This is a genomic window from Pseudomonas sp. NPDC098747 (genome assembly GCF_044760045.1).
Taxonomy (GTDB): Bacteria; Pseudomonadota; Gammaproteobacteria; order Pseudomonadales; family Pseudomonadaceae; genus Aquipseudomonas.
This window is the reverse complement of sequence record NZ_JBIWAL010000017.1, coordinates 71159-94627: the sequence shown is the minus strand read 5'-3', so window position 1 is coordinate 94627 and position 23469 is coordinate 71159. Positions and strand designations below refer to the sequence as shown.

The following is a 23469-nucleotide window of genomic DNA, read 5'->3' as shown; positions in this document are numbered from 1 at the left end:
CTTCGTAGTTCAGCAGCAGCGCTTCGTGGGCGGTGAAGAAACTTGTTTCGCGCAGTTGCGGCGAACTGTCCATGCCGCAGGCGCGCATGAAGGCCAGGGTTTCATCGATGCGGTCGGCGAGGTGGCTGTACTTCTCGGCCAGCGCGGAGTTGGCGATGAAATCGAGGTTCCACTTGTGCACCTGATGCAGGTCGGCAAAACCGCCTTGGGCGAACGCGCGCAGCAGGTTCAACGTCGCGGTGGACTGGTGATACGACTGCAGCAGACGTTCCGGGTCAGGCACGCGGCTCTTTTCGTCGAAGCCGATGCCGTTGACGATGTCGCCACGGTAGGCGGGCAGGGTGATGCCATCGATGGTTTCGTCGTTGGCCGAACGCGGCTTGGCGAACTGGCCGGCCATGCGTCCGACCTTGACCACCGGGCAGCCGGCCGCGAAGGTCATGACGATCGCCATTTGCAGCAACACTTTAAAGGTGTCGCGAATCTTCGCCGCAGAGAATTCGGCAAAGCTTTCGGCGCAATCGCCGCCCTGCAAAAGGAACGCCCGGCCCTGAGTCACTTCGGCAAATTGACGACGCAGTTCCCGCGCCTCACCGGCAAACACCAGTGGCGGATAACTGGCCAGGGTTTGTTCAACCTGGCGCAGGTGCGCGGCGTCTGGGTAATGGGGTTGTTGCTGGATCGGCAGGGCGCGCCAGCTATCAGGGCTCCACGGTTGGCTCATCACGGTCTCTAGGTTCTACGCACGGAAGGCCATGTTAGCAGCAATTAGTGCGTGACCTGTTCCCACCCCTTCGTCGACAATCGCCGCTTTGCCACGGCGCCACTGCGGTGCCATCGCGTCACCGCGCCCGGTGACCACCAGGAGACAAGATGACTGAGGAGCGCGTCGAGCATTTGCTCGCCGAAGTACAGGATGAGTTCGGCGTGATTCGCGTGCTGGAAGTGGCCGATTACCGCTTTCTCGAATTTGGCGATGCCATCGAGCAAAGCTGTGTGTTCACTGCCGATCCGAGCTGGCTGGAATATGACTACACCCGGGCAATGCTGATTGGCGCGTTGTGCCACGAGCACCCGGAGAGTGCGCTGTTTCTCGGGCTCGGCGCGGGCACGTTGACGCAGGCGTGTCTCAAGTTTCTGCCGCTGGAAGATGTCGAGGCCATCGAACTGCGCCCGGATGTCCCGCGTCTGGCCATTGAATACCTTGGCCTGGATGACGATCCGCGCTTATACATCCGCGTCGGCGATGCCCTTGATTTGCTGCCGACTGCTGAACCTGCGGATCTGATCTTCGTCGACCTCTATACCGACGTCGGCCCCGGTGTCGGGCATCTGGCCTGGAGTTTTCTCGGTGACTGTCAGAAACGCTTGAATCCGGGCGGTTGGCTGGTGATCAACCAGTGGGCCACCGATGACGGCAAGCCGTTGGGCGCAGCGTTATTGCGCGGGCTTTATCACCGGCACTACTGGGAACTGCCGGTGAAGGAGGGCAATGTGATTCTGCTGGTGCCGGCGGATTTCGATCAGGAATTGGATTCAGAGGCGCTTACCGCCCGGGCTGAGGCATTGGCGCCGAGGTTGGGTTATTCGTTGCAGTCGCTGATCAAGGCGATTCGCCCGGCCACTTGAGTCGCTGATGATGGCCCCTTCGCGGGCAAGCCCGCTCCCACAGTGATTGCGTGGCTAAAAGATTTTGTGTCCGACGCGAACCCTGTGGGAGCGGGCTTGCCCGCGAAGAGGCCATAACGGCCGGTACATCTTTCAGAGCCCTTTGAAAGTGCCGGGACGTCGCTCCACCAGCGACCGAATACCCTCCTTGGCATCTTCACTGGCCAGCAACTTTTTCACCAGTGATGGCAAGCCCTGTGCCGCCGCCGTCTCACCTTCATACCGCGCCTGTCGCGCCGACATCAACGTCGCCTGCACCCCCAGCGGTGCCTGTCGCGCAATCCGCTCAGCCAGTTCAATCGCCCTCGGCAGCAGATCCTCGCTGGCCATCACTTCCTGCACCAGTCCCAAACGCAACGCATCGTGCGCATCGAACTCATCCCCGGTCAGCAGCCAACGCATCGCGTTGCCCCAACCGGCCACCTGATGAAAACGTAAAGTCGCGCCACCAAAAGGAAAAATCCCACGCTGGACTTCCATTTGTGCGAAGCGGGTATTGCTCGCGCACAGGTTGATGTCAGCGGCCAGCATCAATTCGATGCCAATGGTCAGGCAGTAACCCTGTGCCGCGACAATCACTGGTTTGCTCACCCTGGGCCCGACGAAAACCCCCCACGGATCGCAACCACCGGTCGGCACCTGCCAGCCTTGGGCGACGGCGTAGCTGGCATTCACCAGATCCAGACCTGCGGTAAAATGCTCGCCATGGCCGAACACCACTGCCACCCGCGCCTCGCTGTCAGCTTCGAACTCGCCGTAGGCCAGACTCAGCTCATTGAGCAGCTCGAGGTCGAAAGCATTGCGCTTGGCGGCTCGATCCAGGCCGATCATATGGACGTGACCACGGCGCTCCCGGGTGACGCGGCCAGGACAGGGCTGATTCATGGGGATTTCCTCGAGCGGGGAGGGAGGGGGCCGCGACCACATGCCGCACATCGGTGAAGCGTTTAAGCAGTATCTTCAGCAGGGCCGGGCCTTTGAAAAATAGACCTTTGCACGATTATCCGCAAAACCCCGTTACACAACGGTGACGGACGGATTCAGGCGATAAAAAAAGCTCCCTTTTTCGGTAATTTCCGGTATAGTGCGCGCCGGCCTTTAGCCAGGCCGCGTCAAGGTAGCGCAATTCCCCGAAGTCAGCTTCGGCTGCATGTCCGCACTGCGGGCTCTTCCAGGACGTTTCTTTTTTCTTTCATTCGTTTTCGCAAATCCCCGCCGACAAAGCTGCCAGGGCGACTCTTGAGTCTTACACGGCATGCGCAGCTTTGGAGCATGGGTCTTTGCGGATGCACTTAGAGGCAGACCCATGACCCAGGAAACCGGCGGATTCGCCGCTTTTAATCTTAATCCGAACATTCTTGCAGCCGTCATCGCGACTGGCTACGAAGAGCCTTCGGCTATCCAGCAGCAATCGATCCCGATCATCATGGCCGGCCAGGACATGATCGGTCAGGCGCAAACCGGTACGGGTAAAACCGCCGCGTTCGCTCTGCCAATTCTCCATTGCATCGATCCTGCCAAGCGCGAACCGCAAGCCCTGATCCTGGCGCCAACCCGTGAGTTGGCGCTGCAAGTAGCAACCGCTTTCGAAACCTACGCCAAGCAAATGCCGGGCGTTACCGTTGTGGCCGTTTACGGCGGCGCGCCTATGGGCCCACAACTGAAAGCAATCCGTAATGGCGCACAGATCGTTGTCGCCACTCCGGGCCGTCTGTGCGACCACCTGCGTCGTGACGAAAAAGTGCTGTCGACTGTGAACCACCTGGTTCTCGACGAAGCAGACGAAATGCTCAAACTGGGTTTCATGGACGACCTCGAAGTTATCTTCAAGTCTCTGCCAGCCACCCGTCAGACCGTTTTGTTCTCGGCGACCCTGCCGCAGTCGATCCGCGCCATTGCCGAACGCCACCTGCGCGATCCGCAACACGTAAAGATCCAGACCAAGACCCAGACCGTTACCGCGATCGAACAGGCTCACCTGTTGGTTCACGCTGACCAGAAGACTTCGGCCGTTCTCAGCTTGCTGGAAGTGGAAGATTTCGACGCTCTGATCATGTTCGTACGCACCAAGCAAGCGACCCTGGATCTGGCAAGCGCCCTCGACGCAAAAGGCTACAAAGCCGCTGCGTTGAACGGTGACATCGCCCAGAACCAGCGTGAGCGCGTTATCGACTCGCTCAAAGATGGCCGTCTGGACATCGTTGTGGCGACCGACGTTGCTGCTCGTGGTCTCGACGTTCCGCGTATCACTCACGTGTTCAACGTTGACATGCCGTACGACCCAGAGTCCTACGTACACCGTATCGGCCGTACTGGCCGTGCCGGTCGCGAAGGTCGCGCACTGCTGCTGGTGACTCCACGTGAGCGCCGCATGCTGCAAGTGATCGAGCGTGTAACCGGTCAGAAGGTTGCCGAAGTTCGCCTGCCGGACGCTCAGGCAGTTCTCGATGCGCGCATCAAGAAACTGACCAACAGCCTGGCGCCGCTGGTTGCCGATGCTGAATCGACTCACGGTGAACTGCTCGATCGTCTGACTGCAGACATCGGCTGCACGCCGCGTGCTCTGGCCGCTGCTCTGTTGCGCAAGGCCACCAATGGTCAGGCGTTGACTCTGGCTGCGATCGAGAAGGATCGTCCACTGGTGCCGAACAACGCACCGCGTGGCGACCGTCCTGAGCGTACCGGTGATCGTCCGGACCGTGGTGATCGCGAGCGTCGCGCGCCAATGCCTTTGGGCGAAGGCCGTGCTCGTTGCCGTACCGCGCTGGGTGCGCGTGACGGTATCGCCGCTAAAAACCTGCTGGGCGCCATCCTCAATGAAGGTGGTCTGGCCCGTGAAGCGATCGGTCGCATCCAGGTGCGTGACAGCTTCAGCCTCGTTGAGCTGCCGGAAGATGGTCTGGACAAACTCCTGACCAAGCTGAAGGACACTCGCGTCGCTGGTAAGCAGCTGAAACTGCGTCGCTATCGCGAAGATTGATCCGCCCTTGGGCTGATTGATCGAACATAAAAAATCCCCGACTGGTTCGGGGATTTTTTATGCCTGTTATTTGAGTTCACACAAAACCTGTGGGAGCTAACCTGCTAGCGATGGGCGCGACTCGGTTTACCTGTTAACCGAAACGATAAATATCCATGCCCAGCGCACCCATGGTGAACCCCTTGTGCGCCACGCTGAACGCGCCTCCGGCACCCCGCGCAAAATACAGCGGCAACAAATGCTCATCACTCGGATGGCTGCGCACCGCGTTCGGAGCCTGCTGGCGGTAGTCATGCAACGCTGCCTCATCATCGGCTGCGAGTTTGTCGATCACCCAGTCACGGAAGTCCTGGGCCCATTTCTCGACGCTTTCCGGGCCTGCGTGCCAATCCAGTTCGCGCAAGTTGTGGGTGATGCTGCCGGAGCCGATCAGCAGAATCCCTTGTTCACGTAAACCTGCCAGCGCTCGACCGACGCGGGTTTGCAGTGCCGGACCGCCGCGACTCGGTAGCGAAACCTGCACCACCGGAATGTCCGCCTGCGGGTACATCAGTGATAGCGGCACCCACACGCCATGATCGAACGGTCGTTGCGGATCGATGCGCGCAGGTAAATCTCTGGCGGTCAGCAGATCGGCTACTACGCCAGCCAGTTGCGGATCGCCCGGCGCCGGGTATTGCACTTCAAACAGCGCGCGAGGGAAGCCGCCGAAGTCGTGCCAGGTTTGTGGCTGTGGATGGCTGCTGACCAGTAGCTCGTCGCTCTCCCAGTGTGCGGAGACAATCACGATGGCTTTTGGCCGGGGCAGTTCGGCGGCCAGTCGGGTCAGCGCCGGGCCGCTGGCACCAGGCTCCAGGGCAAGCATGGGAGAACCATGAGAAATAAACAGGCTGGGAAACATGATGGGTTCCTGAGCGTTAAGATGGCCCATCTTCAGGCAGATCATTGATCTAAATCTAATATAAGTTTTAACGCTTTTTGATCGAATTATTGGGAGTGATTCATGCAGCCTGAGTTTTGGCACAAGAAGTGGGCGTCGCAGCAGATCGGCTTTCATTTGCCGCAGGTGAACCCGTATTTGCAGCGGCACTGGCCGGATCTGAATGTTCCTGCATCGGCGCGGGTGTTGGTTCCACTGTGTGGGAAAAGTCTGGATTTGCTGTGGCTGGCCGGGCGTGGTCATCAGGTGCTCGGAATTGAGCTGTCTTCGACGGCTGTCGAAGACTTTTTCAGTGAGCATCAGCTACAGCCACAGATTAGCGAGAAAGGTGCGTTCAAGGTCTATCGCGCTGACGCCATTGAGCTGTGGTGCGGCGATTTCTTTGCCCTGACAGCAGTCGATGTCGCGGATTGCACGGCACTGTACGACCGGGCAGCGTTGATTGCCTTGCCACCGCCGATGCGCGAGCGCTATGCGGCACTGCTCCAGAAGATTCTGCCGCAGGGCTTGAAAGGCCTGCTGATCACCCTGGATTACGAACAGGCGCAGATTCCCGGGCCACCGTTTGCGGTGGGGGATGATGAAGTGCAGCGGTTGCTGGGCAATGCCTGGCAGGTGCAGGCGCTGGAAGTGCAGGATGTGTTGCAGGAAAGTGGGAAGTTCTTGCAGGCGGGGGTGACGCGGCTGGAGGAGCGGGTTTATCGAGTTTCTGGTCGGTAGTTATGTGCCAGCAGTGCTGGCCTCTTCGCGAGCAAGCTCGCTCCCACAGTAATTTGTGTAATTTCATAGATCGATAAACACCACAGAACCCTGTGGGAGCGAGCTTGCTCGCGAAGGGGCTGGAACAGGCATTACATAATCCGGAGAACAAAAAAGGCCCGCATTTCTGCGGGCCTTCTTGTTTCACGCCGATCTGATCAACCGAGACGACGCAATGCGTCAATACGATCTTCCAGCGGCGGGTGGCTCATGAACATGCGGGCGAACCCTTGTTTGATGCCACCGTTGATGCCAAAGGCATTCAGAGTGTCGGGCATGTGCACCGGCAGGCCCTGTTCGGCGCGCAGACGTTGCAGGGCGCCGATCATTGCGCTGGTACCGGCCAGACGTGCACCGGCTTCGTCGGCACGGAATTCGCGTTTGCGCGAGAACCACATGACGATCGAGCTGGCGAGAATGCCCAGCACCAGTTCGGCGAAGATGGTCGCCACGTAGTAAGCAATGCCCTGACCTTCTTCGTTCTTGAAGATCACCTTGTCGACGAAGTTGCCGATGATTCGCGCGAAGAACATCACGAAGGTGTTCACCACGCCCTGGATCAGCGCGAGGGTCACCATGTCACCGTTGGCGACGTGGCCGATTTCGTGGGCCAGCACGGCTTTCACTTCATCGGGCGAGAACCGCTCGAGCAGGCCCTGGCTGACAGCGACCAGTGCGTCGTTCTTGTTCCAGCCAGTGGCGAACGCGTTCGCTTCGTAGGCCGGGAAAATACCGACTTCGGGCATCTTGATCCCGGCTTCACGGGACAGTTGCTCGACCGTTTGCAGCAGCCATTGCTCATGCCGGGTACGTGGCTGGCTGATGATCTGGGTGCCGGTGCTCATTTTCGCCATCCACTTGGAGATGAACAGCGAGAACAGCGAGCCGGCGAAACCAAAGACCGCACAGAAAACCAGCAGCTGACTGAGGTCGAGATCAACCCCGTTGGCCGCCATGAACCCGTTGAAGCCGAAAAGGCTCAGGGTGATGCTGGCTATCAGCACGACCGCCAGGTTAGTGGCCAAAAACAGCAGGATGCGCATCATGGTTGTAGAAATCTCCTCAAGCTAAAGATGTAGCGTACTGCGGGGTATATAAGGTGCTGCACCGGGCTATTCAACCGGGTGACTATTTCAAACTGTGTCCTACAGCCGATTCTTCGTCACACAACCCCATTTCCCACAGCAGACACCGACACGGATGACGGACATTCGCGACCCGTCGCCATTGCGCCAGACGCACGTGACCGGTATGAATCGCAAGTGTAGAAGGCGAGCGGAAGCGGGGAATGCAGAAGTGTTGCTGAATCAGACAGTGCGCAACGTTCGGGCCGTTGCGCACTGCTGGCCAGTTACTGGCGGTAGGACTTGAGGAAGTTGCCGATGCGGCCGATGGCCATTTCCAGTTCATCGACACGGGGCAGGGTGACGACGCGGAAGTGATCCGGCCATGGCCAGTTGAAGGCTGTGCCTTGCACCACCAGCAGCTTTTCGGAGAGCAGCAGATCGAGGACGAATTTTTCGTCGTTGTGGATCGGGCAGACTTTCGGGTCGATCCGCGGGAACGCATACAGCGCACCCATCGGCTTGACGCAGCTCACACCCGGAATGTCGTTGAGCAACTCCCAGGTGCGGTTGCGCTGTTCCAGCAGGCGACCCTGCGGCAGCACCAGATCGTTGATGCTCTGATAGCCACCCAACGCCGTCTGGATCGCATGCTGGCTCGGCACGTTCGCGCACAGACGCATGTTGGCCAGCATGTCGATGCCTTCGATGTAGCTCTGGGCATTGTGTTTCGGCCCGGAAATCGCGATCCAGCCGGAGCGGAAACCGGCCACGCGATAAGACTTCGACAGGCCGTTGAACGTCAGGCACAGCAGGTCCGGGGCCAGCGAGGCGGTGCAGATGTGCACAGCGTCGTCGTACAGAATCTTGTCGTAGATCTCGTCGGAGAACACCACCAGATTGTGCTGGCGGGCCAGCTCCAGCATACCCAGCAACACTTCTTTCGAATACACCGCGCCGGTCGGGTTGTTCGGGTTGATGATAACCATCGCCTTGGTATTCGGCGTGATCTTGGCCTTGATATCGGCCAGGTCAGGGAACCAGTCGGCGCCTTCGTCGCACAGGTAATGCACGGCGTTACCGCCGGCCAGGCTAACGGCCGCAGTCCACAGCGGATAGTCCGGCGCTGGCACCAGCACTTCGTCACCGTTGTTGAGCAGCGCCTGCAACGACATCACGATCAGCTCGGAGACGCCGTTACCCAGATAGATGTCTTCGATACCGACACCTTCGACCTGCTTCTGCTGGTAGTACTGCATCACGGCCTTGCGCGCGCTGAACAGGCCTTTGGAGTCGCTGTAGCCTTGCGCGGTCGGCAGGTTGCGGATCACATCCTGAAGGATTTCGTCCGGCGCTTCGAAACCAAACGGCGCCGGGTTGCCGATGTTCAGCTTGAGGATGCGCTGGCCTTCCTCTTCCAGACGTTTGGCGTGCTTGAGCACCGGACCGCGAATGTCGTAGCAGACGTTGGCGAGCTTGTTCGATTTGCTGAACTGCATGGCGATGTGATCCCGAAAATGAACGATCCAGGCGGCGGATGGACAACCGTACTGGGATTCCTGCGTTTACACAGGCGGACGTCTTGAGCCATGGCTCCCAGAATCCGTTTGAATGCGTCCGGTCTGGCTGCCAGACTGGCGCGTGACGAGGCGCAATCATACGTGCCGCCCGATCCGTGGAAAAGGTACAGATCGGGCTTTTTCAGCCGCTGAGGTGTGATGATGGAAAAGTTGCAAAAAACCCTGGAAGAATGGCAAGCCATGCTCGACCCCGAGCAATACAACGTGTGCCGCCTAAGTGCGACTGAGCGACCGTTCTCCGGCAAATACAACGCCACCAAAACCGACGGTGTTTATCACTGTGTCTGCTGCAACGAAGCGCTGTTCGATTCCAAGACCAAATTCGATTCAGGCTGCGGCTGGCCGAGTTTCTATGCGCCGATCGGCGAAAGCGCCATGACCGAAATTCGTGACGTCAGCCACGGCATGATCCGCACCGAAGTGAAATGCGCTCGCTGCGATGCGCATCTGGGGCACGTGTTCCCTGATGGCCCGCCACCGACCGGTTTGCGCTATTGCATCAACTCGGTGTGCCTGGATCTGACACCCCGCGAATAAGTTGCACAATCGAACGGTTCGATTGAACCCCGTTTAGAAGCTGCCGAAGGCTCGAAGTGCATTCGGTAACTTCTGCGTGGGGCAATCCCATTAATTAAATTGCACACAATTAAATTGCTCGCTATTTTTACCTCTTCTTCCTGATTTCAGAGTGCCGACCATGAGCGACAACCTGCTGAATATCCCGTGCACCACCATCAAAGGTGAGCAGAAAACCCTGGCCGATTACGCCGGCAAAGCTGTGCTGGTGGTCAACACGGCCAGCAAGTGCGGCTTCACCCCGCAATACAAAGGCCTCGAGGAGCTGTGGCAGACCTACAAGGATCAAGGTCTGGTGGTGTTGGGCTTTCCTTGCAATCAGTTCGGCAAACAAGAGCCGGGCAATGAGGGCGCGATCAGCGAGTTCTGCGAACTGAATTTCGGTGTCAGTTTTCCCCTGTTCAAGAAGATCGAAGTCAACGGTGCCGGCGCCCATCCGCTGTTTGTGCAACTGAAGAAACGCGCTCCGGGCGTACTTGGCTCTCAGGGCATCAAGTGGAACTTCACCAAGTTTCTGATTGGCAAGGATGGCCAGTTGGTCAAGCGCTTCGCCCCGGCGACCAAGCCGCAGGATCTGAGCCGCGAGATTGAAGCCCTGCTCAAATGAACAGCCTGTCCGTTGATTCGCTGAAGCTCGACAGTCAGTTGTGCTTCAAGTTGTACGCCGCGTCTCGGGCGGTGATTCGTGGCTATAAGCCGATGCTCGACCAGCTCGGCCTGACGTATCCGCAATACCTGGCGATGCTGGTGTTGTGGGAATGGCAGGAAGCCGCGCCTGAGCAACCGACGGTCAAGGCCTTGGGCGAGCGTCTGGCGCTGGATTCCGGCACGCTGACGCCGTTGCTCAAGCGTCTGGAGCAGTTAAAACTGATACAGCGTCAGCGCTCGGCACGCGATGAGCGAGAAGTGCATCTGAGCCTTACGCCGCAAGGGCAAGCGCTGCGTGAACAGGTCGGGCCGCTCAAGGCCCGATTACTCTGCGACAGCGGGGTGGATCTGGACCGGCTCAACGAACTGCGTAACGGTCTTGATCAACTGCTCGGGCAGATCAAGGCGCTGTCGTAGTCGGGACCCACTGATCCAGCAGCGCCGCCAGTTCTTCACGGCGAAACGGCTTGGCCAGATAGTCGCTCATGCCGGCAGCCCGGCAGCGCTCGCGTTCCTCGGACATGGCGTTGGCGGTCAGCGCTACGATCGGCAGGTTAGGCCAGCGTCCGCTCTGGCGAATCTGTCGACTGGCTTCGTAGCCGTCCATCACCGGCATGTTGCAGTCCATCAGCACCAGGTCGAATTCGTGGTACTCCAGTTGATCCAGTGCTTCGGCGCCATGTGCGGCGACGATGACCTCGCAGCCGAGTTTGCCGAGCATGCCTTTGGCCACCAATTGATTGACCGGGTTGTCTTCGACCAGCAATACCTTTCCGCGTTTTACCAATGTCGACGTATCGAGCTGTGCATCGTTGACGGTGGCGACTTCAGGTTGCAGGGTGCGCCGCAGGTTCTGGTAGAGCGCATTGCGCGCCAGAGGCCGCGCTTGTTGTTGCAACGGGGCTAGCGCTGCCGCCTCTTCACTGGGCAGGAAACTGCCGTAGGCGGTCACCAGCAGAATAGGCGCGACAAGCGTCGGACGCAGCCCGAACAGGCACTCCGGGCAATCGGTGATCACCACGTCGGGCGTCAGTCCCAGCAGCGTGTCATCGATGGTGCGCTGTTCGTACGTCAAACCCCACACCGGCAACAGACTTTTCAACAACTCCGCCAGACCACTGCTGGCAGCGGTGATGGCGAGAATTTTGCCGTGCAGGGGCGGCGGGGGCAGCGCGCGGGTATGGCAGGGCAGGGGCAGCTCGGCGCAAAACTGGCTGCCGAAGCCGATCTCTGAACTGATGGTCAAGCGTCCCTGCATCGCTTCGCAGAGGTTGTAAGTCAGCGCCAGTCCTAGCCCCGTGCCGCCGTATTGGCGGGTGATACCGGCGCCCGCCTGGGTGAACGGCTGGAAAATTCGCATCTGGGCTTCTTGCGCGATGCCGATGCCGGTGTCGCAGACCTCTATGCGCACGCCATCCTTGTAAGCCGACAAACGCACATCCACCCGACCGAAGCGGGTGAATTTCAGCGCGTTGGACAGCAGGTTGCTGACGATTTGCCGAACCCGGGTCGGATCGCCCAGCACCAGCGCCGGAAAATGCGGATCGATCAGGCACGTCAGCTCGACGCTCGGCGCCGCGTTTTGCGACAGCAGGTTGGCGGTGTCCTCGATCAGTGAGCCGAGATCGAACGGAATATGTTCAAGTTCGAGTTGCCCGGCATCGAACTTCGACAAATCGAGAATATCGTTGAGCAATTCCACCAGCACCTTGCCGGAGTCGTGGGCAATTGACAGCTGTTGCTGCTGTTCGGCATTCAGCGGTCCGTCGAGCGACAGCGCAATCATCCCCAGCAGACCATTAAGCGGCGTGCGGATCTCATGGCTCATGTTGGCGAGGAACGCCGAGCGTGCTTCGGCCATTTCCAGTGCGGTGCTGCGGGCGACTTCGAGTTCTTCGTTGGACTGGCTGAGCCGGGCATTGATCGCCTTGAGCTCGACGGTACGCGCCGAGACGATGTTTTCCAGTTGGCCGAGGTAGTCGGTCAGACGGTTTTCGGCATTGCGTCGCTGCTGAATTTCGGTGGCGATGTTCTCGAATTGCTGATTGGCGACTTTGACCAGCACGCCGATTTCATCGTTGGCGTGCCCGGTCGGGCATTCCAGGGTGGTGGGCTCGGCACTGCGCGGATCACGTCCGCTGAGTTCACGGATCACCCGCACCAGGGGTTTGGTCAGCATCACATAGAACAGCGCCAGCAGGATGCCGGTCAGGAGCAGGCTGCGGGCGAAGCCGTTGAGCAGAGTGACTTCGGCCCGGCGCAGAAAGCGGCTGCCGAACGCATAGGTGTCCACTTCAAGATTCAGGGTGCCCAGCGATTCGTTGGGCAGATGGTCCAGATACAGACGATCTTCGAACTGGCGTTTGGCGCCGAACAGGTAATCGCTGATCACCCGATAGCCGCTTTGCAGCTCCGGTCGTTTGACGCTGGCCAGCACCGTATTGTTGTTGTCGGTGAGTTGTGCGGAGATGATTGCCGGTGAGCGCAACAGGCCCAGCGTGAGCTCCTGGGCCAGCTCGGCATCAATGTTGTAGGCGATGCGAGATGCCGGGTTGTGGCTGATTTCCAGCAAAGACAGGATTTCACGGTTGATGGAGGCGTCTTCACTGGCATAATCGATGCCGATTTGCAGCAGGCTGAGCAGCGTGCCCAGAATGAACCCGACGAGCACGGTAAGCCTGGCTTGCTTGTATGACAGCCGGTGGGTGAATTTGATATCCATGGGGTGTTGAACCACTTCCGTTTCCCTTCGCTGCTCAAGCATAGTCGATCATGCATCGATACCGAGGTTCCCGAATCGCCTTGTAACAAGGCGCGGAGCGGGAGTTTTCACCTGCGTGTCGTCGCTGGATCGACATCATCACTGTGAACGAGCCTGAGGAAAAGACGTGGATTCCCGATTGAATGCTTTTCTTGAGCGCGCCGAGTCGGTTCTGGCGCGGATCGAACCCTTGTTGCCGGCAACTCGCCCGGTGATCGACTGGGGCACTTGCCTGGCCGCGCGCTGGTTGCGTGACGGACGCAGCGGGTATCTGCTGCCGCTGGAAGTCAGCCTCGACATGCGCTTGTCCGACCTGATCGGCGTCGACCGTCAACTGGAACAGCTGGGGCGTAACACCCAACAATTCATCGATGGCATGCCGGCCAACCATGCCCTGCTCTGGGGCTCGCGTGGCACCGGTAAATCCTCGCTGGTGCGCGCATTGCTCGCCGAACACGCCGAGGCGGGGCTGCGCCTGATCGAGATCGAGCGCGACCATCTGGCCGACTTGCCGCGGGTGGTCGAGCAGATCGGCAAACTGCCGCAACGTTTTGTGCTGTTCTGCGATGACTTGTCGTTCGAATCCGGTGAAGGCGATTACCGCGTCCTCAAAAGCGTGCTCGACGGTTCGCTGGAGCAGGCGCCTGACAACGTCTTGCTTTACGCCACGTCCAACCGTCGCCACCTGGTGCCGGAGAAGGAAAGCGACAACGAGAACTGGAAGCGCGTCGACGGCGAACTGCACCCCAGCGAAGCCGTGGAAGACAAGATCGCGCTGTCGGACCGGTTTGGTCTGTGGCTGTCGTTTTATCCGTTTACTCAAGAACACTTCCTGAACGTCGTCGAGCACTGGATCGGTCAGTTGGCCACAAAGGCCGGCCTGAGCTGGCAGCGCGACGAAGCACTGGACATCCTCGCCGTGCGTTGGGCCACCGGCCGCGGCAATCGCAACGGACGTTGCGCGTACCAATTCGCCCGATACTGGGTGGGACTCAAATTGTTGGAGCACAAGGCATGATTGATTTGCAACAGAGCGGCCAAGGCCTCGAAGGCTACGGCATGTTGGCCGCACAATTGGAATCGCTGCTGGCGGACGAGCGCGACTTCATCGCCAACGCCGCGCAGTTTTCGGCGTTCCTGTTCAACCAGCTCGATGATTTGAACTGGGCCGGTTTCTACCTTAATCGCAACGAAGAGTTGGTGCTTGGGCCGTTCCAGGGCCAAATCGCTTGCGTGCGCATTCCGTTTGGTCGCGGTGTGTGTGGCGCGGCGGCGGCCACTCGGCAGACACAGCGGGTTGAAGACGTTCATGCATTTCCCGGCCATATCGCCTGCGACAGTGCCTCGGAAAGTGAACTGGTGGTGCCGTTGGTCAAGGACGGCCGCCTGATCGGTGTGCTTGATCTCGACAGTCCCAGGCTCGCCCGGTTTGGCCTGGAAGATCAAGCTGGCGTCGAGCAACTGGCGGCGATTTTCCTGCGTTTGACCGACTGCTGATCATGCGTCAAGGCCGGCCTTGTGCAACAGGCTTGCCGGGTCCACGGCATCAATCTGTTGTGGGTCGAGAAAACGCTCGGCGTACTGCATGTAAACGCCTTCGTTGATGAACAATCCAAACAGCTGCGGATCGATGTGTGCCTCGCGGCTCATGGTCGCCATGATTCCCAGTGCCTCGCTCAAAGACTTGGCTTTCTTGTACGGGCGATCGGCTGCGGTCAGTGCCTCGAAAATATCGGCAATCGCCATCATCCGCGCCGGCAGGCTCATTTCCTCGCGCCTCAGACGTTTCGGATAGCCTGTGCCGTCCATTTTTTCATGATGGCCGCCGGCGATTTCGGCAATGCTGTCGAGGTGGCCGGGGAAGGGCAGGTGGCTGAGCATCATGATCGTCTGCACCATGTGGTGATTGATGATGTAGCGCTCTTCGCGGGTCAGCGTGCCCCGGGCAATGCTCAGGTTGTACAGCTCGCCGCGATTGTATTTGTAGCGCGGTACATCGAGCTTGAAGCCCCACGGATTGTCTTCCGGAATCAGCTCGTTTTCGTCGCGCTCAAGCAAATGCTCGGATTTGTCCGCCAGCAGTTTTTCGCTGACCGGCAACGTCGGCGCAGGCGTGCGTGCCTGACGCTTGTTTTCTTCCCATGACACGCCCAGACGGTCATCGAGTGTGCGCATCCAGGTGAGTCGGGAAAGCTTGTCGAGGCGTTGCAGATCGGCCTCGGCCATCGCCTCACTGCCCAGATTGCAGCGAGCGACAAAGGCGAAGTCTCCGTCCAGTGCCAACAGGTTTGCATCGCGCAGTTTAGCCAGCGATGTTTCTTCGCCACCCAGCGCCAGCGCCTGCCAGTAGCTGACCCAGGCATCACGCTTGAGTACTTCGAAACGGGTGCGGATCTCGTGTATGCGGTCGTTAATGGTTTCCAGTTTGGTCGCCTTGTCGACCACGTATTCCGGCGTCGTGACCTTGCCGCAATCGTGCAGCCACGCAGCGATGTGCAGTGCTTCCCATTCATCCTCGGTGGGCTGATAGGCGCGGAAGGCGGGTGCCTGACTCGCCGCCGCCGCCTGGGCGAGCATCAGGGTCAGCTCTGGCACCCGCTGACAATGCCCGCCGGTATACGGGCTCTTGGCGTCGATGGCGCCGGCGAGCAACTGAATGAACGCATCGAGCAATTGCTTCTGTCTGTCTTGCAGACGCTGGCTCTCGATACTCACCGCGGCGGCGCCAGACACCGCCTGCAGGAAAGCGATGCGGTCGGGACGAAGTTTTTCCAGATCGGCCGACGTGCCACTGTCGTTTACCAGCAGGATCAGCAAGCCGATGGTTTCGTCGTGACGGTTGTGCAGGCGGATGCCGATCAGGTGGACGCGGGGCGAGGCCATTGCCAGCAGGATTTGTTGCAAGTCACCGGCCTGATCGACGCCGAGATTGCTCACCACATTGTTGGCGCCGACCAATTGTTCGAACCACGCCGGGCCGCTGTTTTTTTGCAGGTCGTGACCCTGAATGTCGAACGTCTCCAACAACTGCGGTGCGCCATTGATGACCAGCCCGTATGGCTCCATGCGACTGCTGTCGTTTTCACGCAGATAAATCAGCCCGGCCTGAGCTTGGGCGATCTCCACCGTTTCAAACAGTACCCGTTGCAGCAGCGGGGCAAAGCGCGTTTCGGCGCCCAGGGTATCGGTGATGCGGAAGAAGCTCGCCAAGGTGTCTTTCATTCGTGCCATCGACACGCTCAGTTGGTCGACTTCCAGCACCGGCGAGCGTCGGGTCAGAGGGAAATTGAAATCGAAACTGCGGATCGCGTCGGCTTCCTTGACCAGCGCATGCAGCGGTTTGACCAGAACCCGCGAGATTAGCCAACCCAGTGGCAGGCACAACAGCAACGTGGCCAGAGTGATCAGCGCGCCTTGCCAGCGCATGCGGTAGGCATCGACCAGCAATTCGTCTTCCGGCACCAGCAGCGCCAGTTGCAAGCCTTTCGGCCCGCCTTCCTGAATGCTGCTGCGGGCGACAATCCATTGCCGGCCACCGGCTTCAAGACGATTGCCGGTGGGGGCATCGGACAACAGGGCTTGCAGGCTCGGGCTCAAGTCGGCCGCTTTTACCAAGTGTGCGCTGCTGTCATCGACGATCAGACGGTCACTGTCGGGGTAGGCCACGGCGTTGCCTTGCGCATCGAACAAGGCAATTTCGGTGGACGGCGTCACCACGTGTTTTTTCAGCGTGGCAGACAGCGCGGCCAGCGTCAGGTCGGCGCCGATCACTGCGGTTTCACCGCTGTGCAGGGCCAGCGTGGTACCGACATTGTGGGTGGAGAAAAACACGTAAGGTTCGGTGGTGATCTGTTCGGTTTGTTGGCGGGCGTTGATGAACCACGCCCGGCTGCGCGGGTCGTAGGTGTCTTCGGGGTTGTCGTGGCGGCTGAGCGGCCTCAGTGCCTGATCGAAGAACAGCGATTGCGAGCGCGTCGCACCCTGCAAATCATGTTCAATGCTCCAGACCTGATACGCCGCGGCGTGGGGGGCGTTGAACAGCGTTTTCAGGGCTGCGGTGCGTAGCGGACGCACCATGAAAAAATCGCCATTGGTATAACCCAGATAGAGCGAAGCCAGACTCGGGTTGTCCGTGAGCGACTGACTGAACGGTTTGAGCAGCGGCAAGCGTTGTTCAAGGCCTAAAGCCTGAGTGCCAGGGTAGTCCGCCAGCAGGCTCAGCAGGTGCCGGATCGGCTGATAGGTGGCGGATATGTCCAGGCGCACGTCCTGCTCGATCCGGTTGAACAGCTTCTCGCTGCTCGACAGAATGATCTGCGTGGTCTGGCGGTAATTGAACAACCCCAGCACCACGCCGGTGAGCAGCAGGAGAAACGTGAACATGACGCTGATGTGCACGTGCAGCGGGAAACGGCGTTGTTCCGGGCGCAGTGGGCTGGGCATTTCCGGTTCTCCATGATGTTTAACTCACTGCTCAGCGCCCAAGCATAGTTAAGGCAAGCTCATTGTGCCTTGATCGGACAAAACCAATTGTTGTTGCAGGGCTTGCTCCAGTTCCAGCATTGCCTGGTTGCTCGCCTCGCAACGACGGCCGATCTCCTCTTTTGCCAATGCCTGCGCGCAGGCTTGTTCGAGGGCATCACAGCATTCGATCACGCGCGATGCCTGGGCGATGCGCGCCGCGCCTTTGATTTTGTGGGCGACCACCGCCAGCGCATCGCGATCATGTTCCGGCGCCAGCGTGAGCAACTCCTGGCGATCGAGACGGCTGCTTTTGAGCAGTTCTACCAGCAAGCGCCGAGCCTGGACGGGGCTGCCGCCAGTCAACATGTTCAGACTTTGCAAATTGAATACCGGTGTTGGTGATAACGGGGTGATGCCGTCGACCCACTGGCCGAGCTGGCTCAGGCTCAAGGGCTTGAACAGGCAGTCGTCCATGCCGGCCTGCTTGCAGCGTTGTACTTCCTCGGGTTGTGCGTTGGCCGTGAAGCCCAATACGGTGCAGGGTGGGCAGCGGTTCTGCAGTTCTTGCTGGCGAATGGCGCGGGTCATGTCATAGCCGTTCATCAAGGGCATGTTGCAGTCGACGATCACCAGGTCGAAGTCGCCTTCCTTCCACCGCTCAAACCCGATGCGGCCGTTCTCGGCGATGCTGAAGTGATGACCGAGAAATTCCAGCTGCTGACACATCAACAAGCGATTCGCCGGGTGGTCGTCCACCACCAACACGCGCAGGGGTGTTAGCGAGGTCTTGATCGCGGGTTCGGTCCTGGCGGTGCTCACCTCTGCCGGCAAAGTTTCCAGCGGCAGGGAAATGCAAACCTGGGTACCAATGCCGGGCTGGCTGCTCAGTTGCAGTTGGCCGCCCATCATTTCGCACAGGTTGCGGCTGATGACCAACCCCAGGCCTGCGCCGCTGCGGGCTTGTTGGTGGCTGTTCTCAGCCTGGGCAAAGGGTTCGAACAATCGCTGCTGATCCTCCGCACTGATACCGACGCCGCTGTCCTGTACCGTCAGTTGCATCAGCGCGGGCGCAGGCACGTCCGAGGTCATGAGGTCCAGAGTAATCCTGATGTGCCCCAGCTCAGTGAACTTGATGGCATTGCTGACCAGATTCGACAGCACCTGTTTGAAACGCAGCGGGTCCAGATGCACATCGACTGCCAGATCGGGCGGGTTGAAGATGACTTGCAGGGCGAGGTTCTTTTGCCGGGCGAGGCCGTCGAAGATTCTGGCGACAGATGCCACTGTCTCGACCAGATTGACTCGTTCCGGGCACAGGCTCAGGCGTCCGGACTCAATCCGGGCGATGTCGAGAATGTCGCCGATCAGGCCCAGCAGATCCTTGGCCGAATGGTAGGCGGTGTCGATCGAGGGGCGATCCGGATGCTGTTGGTCCATGCGTCTGAGGGTCAGTTCAAGCATGCCAATCACGGCATTCATTGGCGTACGGATCTCATGGCTCATGGTGGCGAGGAACGTGCTCTTGGCGCGGTTGGCGTCATCCGCCTGCTCTTTGGCTGCCCGCAGGTCTTCGAACAGCTGACGGCGTTCGCTGATGTCGATCCAGCCGCCAATGATGCCTTTCACGTCACCACTGGAATCGCGATAGGGAATTATCCAGTGATAGATCGTCAGGCGTCGGTTGCCGATGTGCAGCGGCCGGTCGAGCAGCAGCGCAATGCCTTCAGCGACGACTCGCTGGTAATCGGCGTGGAAGGCTTGAGCCTCAAAAGCGTTGCTCACGGTACCCTGCATGACGCTTTTGCCAATGACGTCCTCGCGCTTGGCATTGAACGTTTCGAGGTAACTGTCATTGCAGCTTTGCAGCAACCCCTGGCGGTCGCGAACGTAGATGGGATGCGGTGTGCCGTTGACCAGCGAGCGCATGAATTCGAACTGGTCGCTCAGGGCTCGCTCCGCCGCCTGGCGTTGTTTGATCTGGTGGCGCATGTAGGCGTTCCACGCCAGCAACAGCAGCAGGAGCAGGCAGGCGCCGATGATGACTTGATAGAACAGGCGCTGGTAGTTGCGCCAGATAGTTTGCGAAGCCGTGGAGTAACCCCGCCAGCGGCCATTGATCACGCCCAGCTCTTCGGGGGAAATGCTCAGTAATGCTTTGTTGATGATCGAGTTCAGTTCCGGGTTGTCACGCGCGGTGACCAGAGAAAACGCAGCCTGCCCGGTGCCGATGGTGGTGGTGATTTGCAACGCTCGTTCGAAGATTTGCGAGGAGATGAAGTAGTTGGCGATCACCAGTGAATTGACCGCGCCGTCGACATGACCTTCGGCCAGCAGGGAGACAGCGCTGAAGGTATCCGCCGTCTCGACCAGTTGAATGCGCGGATACTCGCTTCGCAAGTACTCGACCATCGGATTGCCTTTGGCGATCGCCAGTTGCTTGCCTTTGAGCTGGCCCAGATTGGTCGGACTGTCGGCGCTCTTGCGCGTCAGCAGGACATAGGAGTTTTCCAGATAGGGTCGACTGAAGTTCAGGGTTTTTTCCCGTTCGGCAGTCGGTAGAAGGGCGGCGATAAGGTCGGCCTGATGACTGTCAATTTGCTCGATCATTTGCGCATCACTGCGACTGCGACGGATCTCGAAGCGCAGGCCGGTGCGCAGGCGGATCAGTTCGAGAAGGTCGGCGCTGATCCCGCGAAAATTGCCGTCGCCGTCGAAGAAAGTCAGCGGCGCGTATGCCTCATTCACGACCACGCTGACGACAGGATGCCGGTTGCGCCATGCTTCTTCGCGTTGGGTCAGTTGCAGCTTCTTGTCGGTGAGCAGCAGATCGCTGCCGGCGCTCCAGCGTTTGGCGATATTTTCACGCTCACTGCGCGGCACCGCTTTGAGCACGGTGTCGATAATGCCCAACAACTGCGGATTGTCGCGGCGTACGGCGAAACTGAAACCGTGGGCTTCCTGTTTGCCGAAATTGGCCATACGCACATTGTTGAGGTAGCCCTTGTTGATCATGTAGTGCGTGGAAATGGTGTCGCCGAGAAACACATCGGCCTGATCGAACGCGACGGCGTTGATTGCATTCTGGTAGGAGGGGTAGCAGGTAATAAGGGCTTTGGGGTACAGCGCCTTGACCTCATGCAGTGGCAGATAGTGATACACCATGCTCAGGCGCAATCCTGCCAGGCCTTCGGTCAATGTGCGGGTTTCGTCCTCGCGGGTGACGAGCACCGGCTGATCATTGGCATACGGTTGGGACAGCGCAAGATTGGCGTTGCCAGCTTCATAGCCGTTGGCCGTACCGAGCAGGTCGATTTGACCATCGACCAGCGCGCGAATCGCGGCCTCCCTGGAGGGAAAGCGTTTGATCCGGATCGGCATCCCGGTGGCCTCGCCGAGAATGCCGGCATAGTCGGCGGTCAGGCCTTCGTAGTCCTGGCCACTGACGGTCATGTCGAAAGGCGGATAGTCCGGCGCGGAAGTGCCCAATAGCAGCTCGCTGCGGGTTTGCAGCCACTGTCGTTGAGACTGTTCAAACGCGACCGGCACCGACTCGTTTGCCGACCGGCTGAGCAAAGTGTAGTCCGGTGAGCCGCCCTGCATGGCGAACACGTTGGCGCTCAGGAAAAGCCCTGCACTCAACGCAATTAGATAGTCCTTTAAACGGCTGGGCATGCGGGGTCTCACACGAGTGCGTTGCGTTTGGCCATCTCGATAAGTTCTACAAGGGATTTGGCTTTGAGTTTTTGCATCAGACGTTTTTTGTAAGTGCTGACGGTTTTATTGCTGAGAAACATTCCCTTGGCAATTTCCTTGTTGGTGCGACCTTGGGCAAACAATTGCAAGACCATCAATTCGCGATCATTGACGGACTTGAAGAGTTCCAGTTCCGTATATCGAATATCGTCACTGCGAACCGGATTCAACGCCTGGCTGGGGAAATAGTTGTAGCCGGAAAGTACGGCTTTTATCGCGCTGACCAGTTCGCTCAAGTCCTCCTGTTTGCATACATAACCGGAGGCGCCGGATTGCATGCAGCGAATGCCGAACAAGGACGGACACTGGGCGGTCAGCACCAGGGTTTTCAAAGGTGAACTCATGGCGTTGAACCGGGCCAGCACCTCCAGTCCGTCGAGCTTGGGAATGCTGATGTCGAGAATGATCAGGTCAGGCATGCACTCGCGCACCATCTGCATGGCATCAACCCCGTTATCGGTCTCACCGACGACCTTATAACCTTCATGTTCCAGCAGCATGCGTACGGCGAGACGAATGACCGGGTGATCGTCGACAATAAAAACGGAGTTCATAATCAAATCCCATACAAGCACGAATAAAGCGCGCACCTTAGCTCAGATGAATGAGCGCTCGCATGAGCTGGCATGACTCCAGTCGTGCTATCGGATGATTCCTACAATTAATAAGGAAAGGGACTACATTCGAACTGGGTTAAGCGTAAGGAAGTGCAAGAATCGTATCGGCTTGTAGTTTGTCTTGTTTGTTTAGCAAGTGCTGGCTGGTGATGGGTTTTTTTCTAGTGTTTAAGTGTAGTGATGTTTCGCAAATTGGCTGTTTGTCTTACTGGTTACATTGCGTCATGAATCTATAAGGATTTGCTGTCGAAAAGGCATCGGGTAGGCAAGTCAACGCACGCATTCAGCCGGCCTACGTTGCCGGCCGGCTGAACGGGGCGAGGTCAGTGACTGGAGCGTCCGGTCATTTCCAGGGCCATGTCGCTTGCGTAGCCGTCAGTCATGCCAGCGATGAAATCGATCATGCGCAAAAATGACGAGTGCAGCGAACCTTGCGGGTCAGGCGCGTTGTTGCCCAGCAAATCGAGGATGCGCCTGCTTTTGAACGACGGGGTGCGTCCGTTGTGTTGTTCCAGCGCGGCACCGCAGAACGAGTTGAGCAGGATCTCCAGCGTCGTGTAGGCGCCGATTTCGTGCAGGGTTTTGCGTTTGTCCTGAAAGATCTTCTTGCGGGCAATGTCCTTGGCATTCAACACGCAGCGTTTGGCCGGGCCATGCATGTGCTCGACCAGATCGCCGTGCAGCGTGCCGGCCAGCAACGCGTCCTGCTGCTCGACAAAGGCCCGCGCCGCTGCATTGGTCAGGTGTTCAATGGCCTTGCCGCGCAGGATTGCCAGTTTGCGCCGCCGCGAATCCTGCGGCCCAAGTTGACGATAGGTTTCCGGCAGATCATCGCCCACCAGCCCGAGCAGCAGCGATTCGACTTCGGCGTACTCCAGCAACTCCATCTCAAGGCCGTCTTCGAGATCGATCAGCGCATAGCAGATGTCATCGGCGGCCTCCATCAGGTACACCAACGGATGGCGCGCCCAGCGCTGATCTTCCAGCTGTGGCAGACCAAGTTTGTGAGCAATCTGCTCAAGCAGCGGCAGTTCGCTCTGATAGCAACCGAACTTGTGTTTCTTGTAGCCGAGGGAGTCGGCGTGACGGGCCGTCCACGGGTATTTCAGATAGGTACCGAGGGTCGCGTAGGTCAGGCGAGTACCGCCATCGAACTGATGGTACTCAAGCTGAGTGAGGACGCGAAAACCCTGGGCATTGCCTTCGAAGTTGAGGAAGTCACCGCGCTCGGCCTCGCTCATGCCATCCAGCCAGCCACGCCCGGCCGCCTGTTGAAACCAATGGCGAATCGCGTCTTCACCGGAATGGCCGAACGGCGGGTTGCCGATGTCATGAGCCAGACAGGCCGATTGCACGACCATGCCCAGATCACTGGGATCGCACCAATCTGGCAGGGCACTGCGCAGCGTTTCGCCGACGCGCATACCCAGTGAGCGGCCCACGCAACTGACTTCCAGCGAGTGGGTCAGGCGCGTGTGAATGTGATCGTTACTGGTGACCGGGTGCACTTGGGTTTTACGGCCCAGGCGGCGGAAGGCGCCAGAGAAAATGATGCGGTCATGATCTTTGTGAAAAGGGCTGCGGCCAAGTTCTTGCGGGCTGTGCAGCGGCTTTCCGAGACGTTCGCGGTTGAGCAGGGTTTGCCAATCCAAGGCTGTT

The 23469-nt window shown here is 59.0% G+C and carries 17 protein-coding genes and 1 pseudogene; 8 read left to right on the top strand and 10 right to left on the bottom strand.

Features of this window, described 5'->3' with window-relative positions; translation table 11 throughout:
* Nucleotides 1–682, bottom strand: a pseudogene (locus ACIQVE_RS13235) (3-deoxy-7-phosphoheptulonate synthase); the annotation flags it as partial.
* A 191-nt stretch (nt 683–873) separates the two neighbouring features.
* Here ACIQVE_RS13235 and ACIQVE_RS13230 point away from each other — a divergent pair.
* The gene (locus ACIQVE_RS13230) at nt 874–1629 is read left to right on the top strand and encodes a spermidine synthase (protein ID WP_402808796.1); all 756 of its coding nucleotides are present in this window, start codon (nt 874–876) and stop codon (nt 1627–1629) included.
* A 132-nt stretch (nt 1630–1761) separates the two neighbouring features.
* On the opposite strand, the gene ACIQVE_RS13225 is transcribed toward ACIQVE_RS13230, so the two are convergent.
* On the bottom strand, nt 1762–2553 hold the full coding sequence (locus ACIQVE_RS13225) for a crotonase/enoyl-CoA hydratase family protein (protein WP_402808795.1): 792 nt from the start codon (nt 2551–2553) through the stop codon (nt 1762–1764).
* Between the two features lie 421 nt (nt 2554–2974).
* Between ACIQVE_RS13225 and ACIQVE_RS13220 the strand changes: the two genes are divergently transcribed.
* Complete coding sequence (locus tag ACIQVE_RS13220) at nt 2975–4648, top strand: DEAD/DEAH box helicase (RefSeq protein ID WP_402808793.1); 1674 nt, start codon at nt 2975–2977, stop codon at nt 4646–4648.
* Nucleotides 4649–4781: 133 nt separating this feature from the next.
* Here ACIQVE_RS13220 and ACIQVE_RS13215 read toward each other — a convergent pair whose 3' ends face one another.
* Nucleotides 4782–5549 carry a DODA-type extradiol aromatic ring-opening family dioxygenase gene (locus tag ACIQVE_RS13215; protein WP_402808790.1) on the bottom strand — a complete coding sequence of 256 codons (768 nt, stop codon included), beginning with the start codon at nt 5547–5549 and terminating at the stop codon, nt 4782–4784.
* Between the two features lie 102 nt (nt 5550–5651).
* Here ACIQVE_RS13215 and ACIQVE_RS13210 point away from each other — a divergent pair, with 102 nt between their 5' ends.
* Nucleotides 5652–6308: a thiopurine S-methyltransferase gene (locus ACIQVE_RS13210; protein ID WP_402808787.1), complete on the top strand. Its 657-nt coding sequence runs from the start codon at nt 5652–5654 to the stop codon at nt 6306–6308.
* 197 nt (nt 6309–6505) lie between these two features.
* On the opposite strand, the gene htpX is transcribed toward ACIQVE_RS13210, so the two are convergent.
* On the bottom strand, nt 6506–7393 hold the full coding sequence (htpX, locus tag ACIQVE_RS13205; RefSeq protein ID WP_042560258.1) for a protease HtpX: 888 nt from the start codon (nt 7391–7393) through the stop codon (nt 6506–6508).
* Nucleotides 7394–7698: 305 nt separating this feature from the next.
* Entirely contained in the window at nt 7699–8910 is a 1212-nt protein-coding gene (locus ACIQVE_RS13200) for a pyridoxal phosphate-dependent aminotransferase (protein WP_042560257.1), read from the bottom strand.
* A gap of 222 nt (nt 8911–9132) precedes the next feature.
* Here ACIQVE_RS13200 and msrB point away from each other — a divergent pair, with 222 nt between their 5' ends.
* The 3 genes from msrB to ACIQVE_RS13185 all read left to right on the top strand — a co-directional run bounded on the left by msrB (nt 9133) and on the right by ACIQVE_RS13185 (nt 10632).
* Nucleotides 9133–9528, top strand: a complete 396-nt coding sequence (gene msrB / locus ACIQVE_RS13195) for a peptide-methionine (R)-S-oxide reductase MsrB (protein WP_402808782.1) — start codon at nt 9133–9135, stop codon at nt 9526–9528.
* A gap of 160 nt (nt 9529–9688) precedes the next feature.
* A complete protein-coding gene (locus ACIQVE_RS13190) occupies nt 9689–10174 on the top strand; it encodes a glutathione peroxidase (protein WP_075948171.1) in 486 nt (161 codons plus the stop codon).
* A complete protein-coding gene (locus ACIQVE_RS13185) occupies nt 10171–10632 on the top strand; it encodes a MarR family winged helix-turn-helix transcriptional regulator (RefSeq protein WP_402808778.1) in 462 nt (153 codons plus the stop codon). The genes ACIQVE_RS13190 and ACIQVE_RS13185 overlap by 4 nt, the downstream gene beginning before the upstream one ends.
* Here ACIQVE_RS13185 and ACIQVE_RS13180 read toward each other — a convergent pair.
* Complete coding sequence (locus ACIQVE_RS13180) at nt 10616–12937, bottom strand: response regulator (RefSeq protein ID WP_402808775.1); 2322 nt, start codon at nt 12935–12937, stop codon at nt 10616–10618. The genes ACIQVE_RS13185 and ACIQVE_RS13180 overlap by 17 nt on opposite strands.
* A 166-nt stretch (nt 12938–13103) precedes the next feature.
* On the opposite strand from ACIQVE_RS13180, the gene ACIQVE_RS13175 reads away from it, so the two are divergent.
* The gene (locus ACIQVE_RS13175) at nt 13104–13994 is read left to right on the top strand and encodes an ATP-binding protein (RefSeq protein ID WP_402808773.1); all 891 of its coding nucleotides are present in this window, start codon (nt 13104–13106) and stop codon (nt 13992–13994) included.
* Nucleotides 13991–14473: a GAF domain-containing protein gene (locus ACIQVE_RS13170; RefSeq protein ID WP_402808771.1), complete on the top strand. Its 483-nt coding sequence runs from the start codon at nt 13991–13993 to the stop codon at nt 14471–14473. The genes ACIQVE_RS13175 and ACIQVE_RS13170 overlap by 4 nt, the downstream gene beginning before the upstream one ends.
* Here ACIQVE_RS13170 and ACIQVE_RS13165 read toward each other — a convergent pair whose 3' ends face one another.
* The 4 genes from ACIQVE_RS13165 to ACIQVE_RS13150 all read right to left on the bottom strand — a co-directional run bounded on the left by ACIQVE_RS13165 (nt 14474) and on the right by ACIQVE_RS13150 (nt 23462).
* On the bottom strand, nt 14474–17419 hold the full coding sequence (locus ACIQVE_RS13165) for an HD domain-containing phosphohydrolase (RefSeq protein ID WP_402808769.1): 2946 nt from the start codon (nt 17417–17419) through the stop codon (nt 14474–14476).
* 48 nt (nt 17420–17467) lie between these two features.
* Nucleotides 17468–21112 (bottom strand): transporter substrate-binding domain-containing protein, encoded by a 3645-nt coding sequence (locus ACIQVE_RS13160; protein WP_402808767.1) that lies wholly within the window; start codon nt 21110–21112, stop codon nt 17468–17470.
* 8 nt (nt 21113–21120) lie between these two features.
* Nucleotides 21121–21747 (bottom strand): response regulator, encoded by a 627-nt coding sequence (locus tag ACIQVE_RS13155; protein WP_402808765.1) that lies wholly within the window; start codon nt 21745–21747, stop codon nt 21121–21123.
* A gap of 386 nt (nt 21748–22133) precedes the next feature.
* Entirely contained in the window at nt 22134–23462 is a 1329-nt protein-coding gene (locus ACIQVE_RS13150) for a deoxyguanosinetriphosphate triphosphohydrolase (RefSeq protein WP_402808762.1), read from the bottom strand.
* Between the last annotated feature and the right edge of the window lie 7 nt (nt 23463–23469).

Bases quoted from the DNA above. Each gene is read 5' to 3' on its own strand.
- ACIQVE_RS13190 (WP_075948171.1), top strand. From the start codon at position 9,689: ATGAGCGACAACCTGCTGAATATCCCGTGCACCACCATCAAAGGTGAG.
- ACIQVE_RS13160 (WP_402808767.1), bottom strand. From the start codon at position 21,112: ATGCCCAGCCGTTTAAAGGACTATCTAATTGCGTTGAGTGCAGGGCTT.
- ACIQVE_RS13220 (WP_402808793.1), top strand. From the start codon at position 2,975: ATGACCCAGGAAACCGGCGGATTCGCCGCTTTTAATCTTAATCCGAAC.
- ACIQVE_RS13210 (WP_402808787.1), top strand. From the start codon at position 5,652: ATGCAGCCTGAGTTTTGGCACAAGAAGTGGGCGTCGCAGCAGATCGGC.
- msrB (WP_402808782.1), top strand. From the start codon at position 9,133: ATGGAAAAGTTGCAAAAAACCCTGGAAGAATGGCAAGCCATGCTCGAC.
- ACIQVE_RS13225 (WP_402808795.1), bottom strand. From the start codon at position 2,553: ATGAATCAGCCCTGTCCTGGCCGCGTCACCCGGGAGCGCCGTGGTCAC.
- ACIQVE_RS13180 (WP_402808775.1), bottom strand. From the start codon at position 12,937: ATGGATATCAAATTCACCCACCGGCTGTCATACAAGCAAGCCAGGCTT.
- ACIQVE_RS13170 (WP_402808771.1), top strand. From the start codon at position 13,991: ATGATTGATTTGCAACAGAGCGGCCAAGGCCTCGAAGGCTACGGCATG.
- ACIQVE_RS13165 (WP_402808769.1), bottom strand. From the start codon at position 17,419: ATGCCCAGCCCACTGCGCCCGGAACAACGCCGTTTCCCGCTGCACGTG.
- ACIQVE_RS13155 (WP_402808765.1), bottom strand. From the start codon at position 21,747: ATGAACTCCGTTTTTATTGTCGACGATCACCCGGTCATTCGTCTCGCC.
- ACIQVE_RS13230 (WP_402808796.1), top strand. From the start codon at position 874: ATGACTGAGGAGCGCGTCGAGCATTTGCTCGCCGAAGTACAGGATGAG.
- ACIQVE_RS13215 (WP_402808790.1), bottom strand. From the start codon at position 5,549: ATGTTTCCCAGCCTGTTTATTTCTCATGGTTCTCCCATGCTTGCCCTG.
- ACIQVE_RS13200 (WP_042560257.1), bottom strand. From the start codon at position 8,910: ATGCAGTTCAGCAAATCGAACAAGCTCGCCAACGTCTGCTACGACATT.
- htpX (WP_042560258.1), bottom strand. From the start codon at position 7,393: ATGATGCGCATCCTGCTGTTTTTGGCCACTAACCTGGCGGTCGTGCTG.
- ACIQVE_RS13185 (WP_402808778.1), top strand. From the start codon at position 10,171: ATGAACAGCCTGTCCGTTGATTCGCTGAAGCTCGACAGTCAGTTGTGC.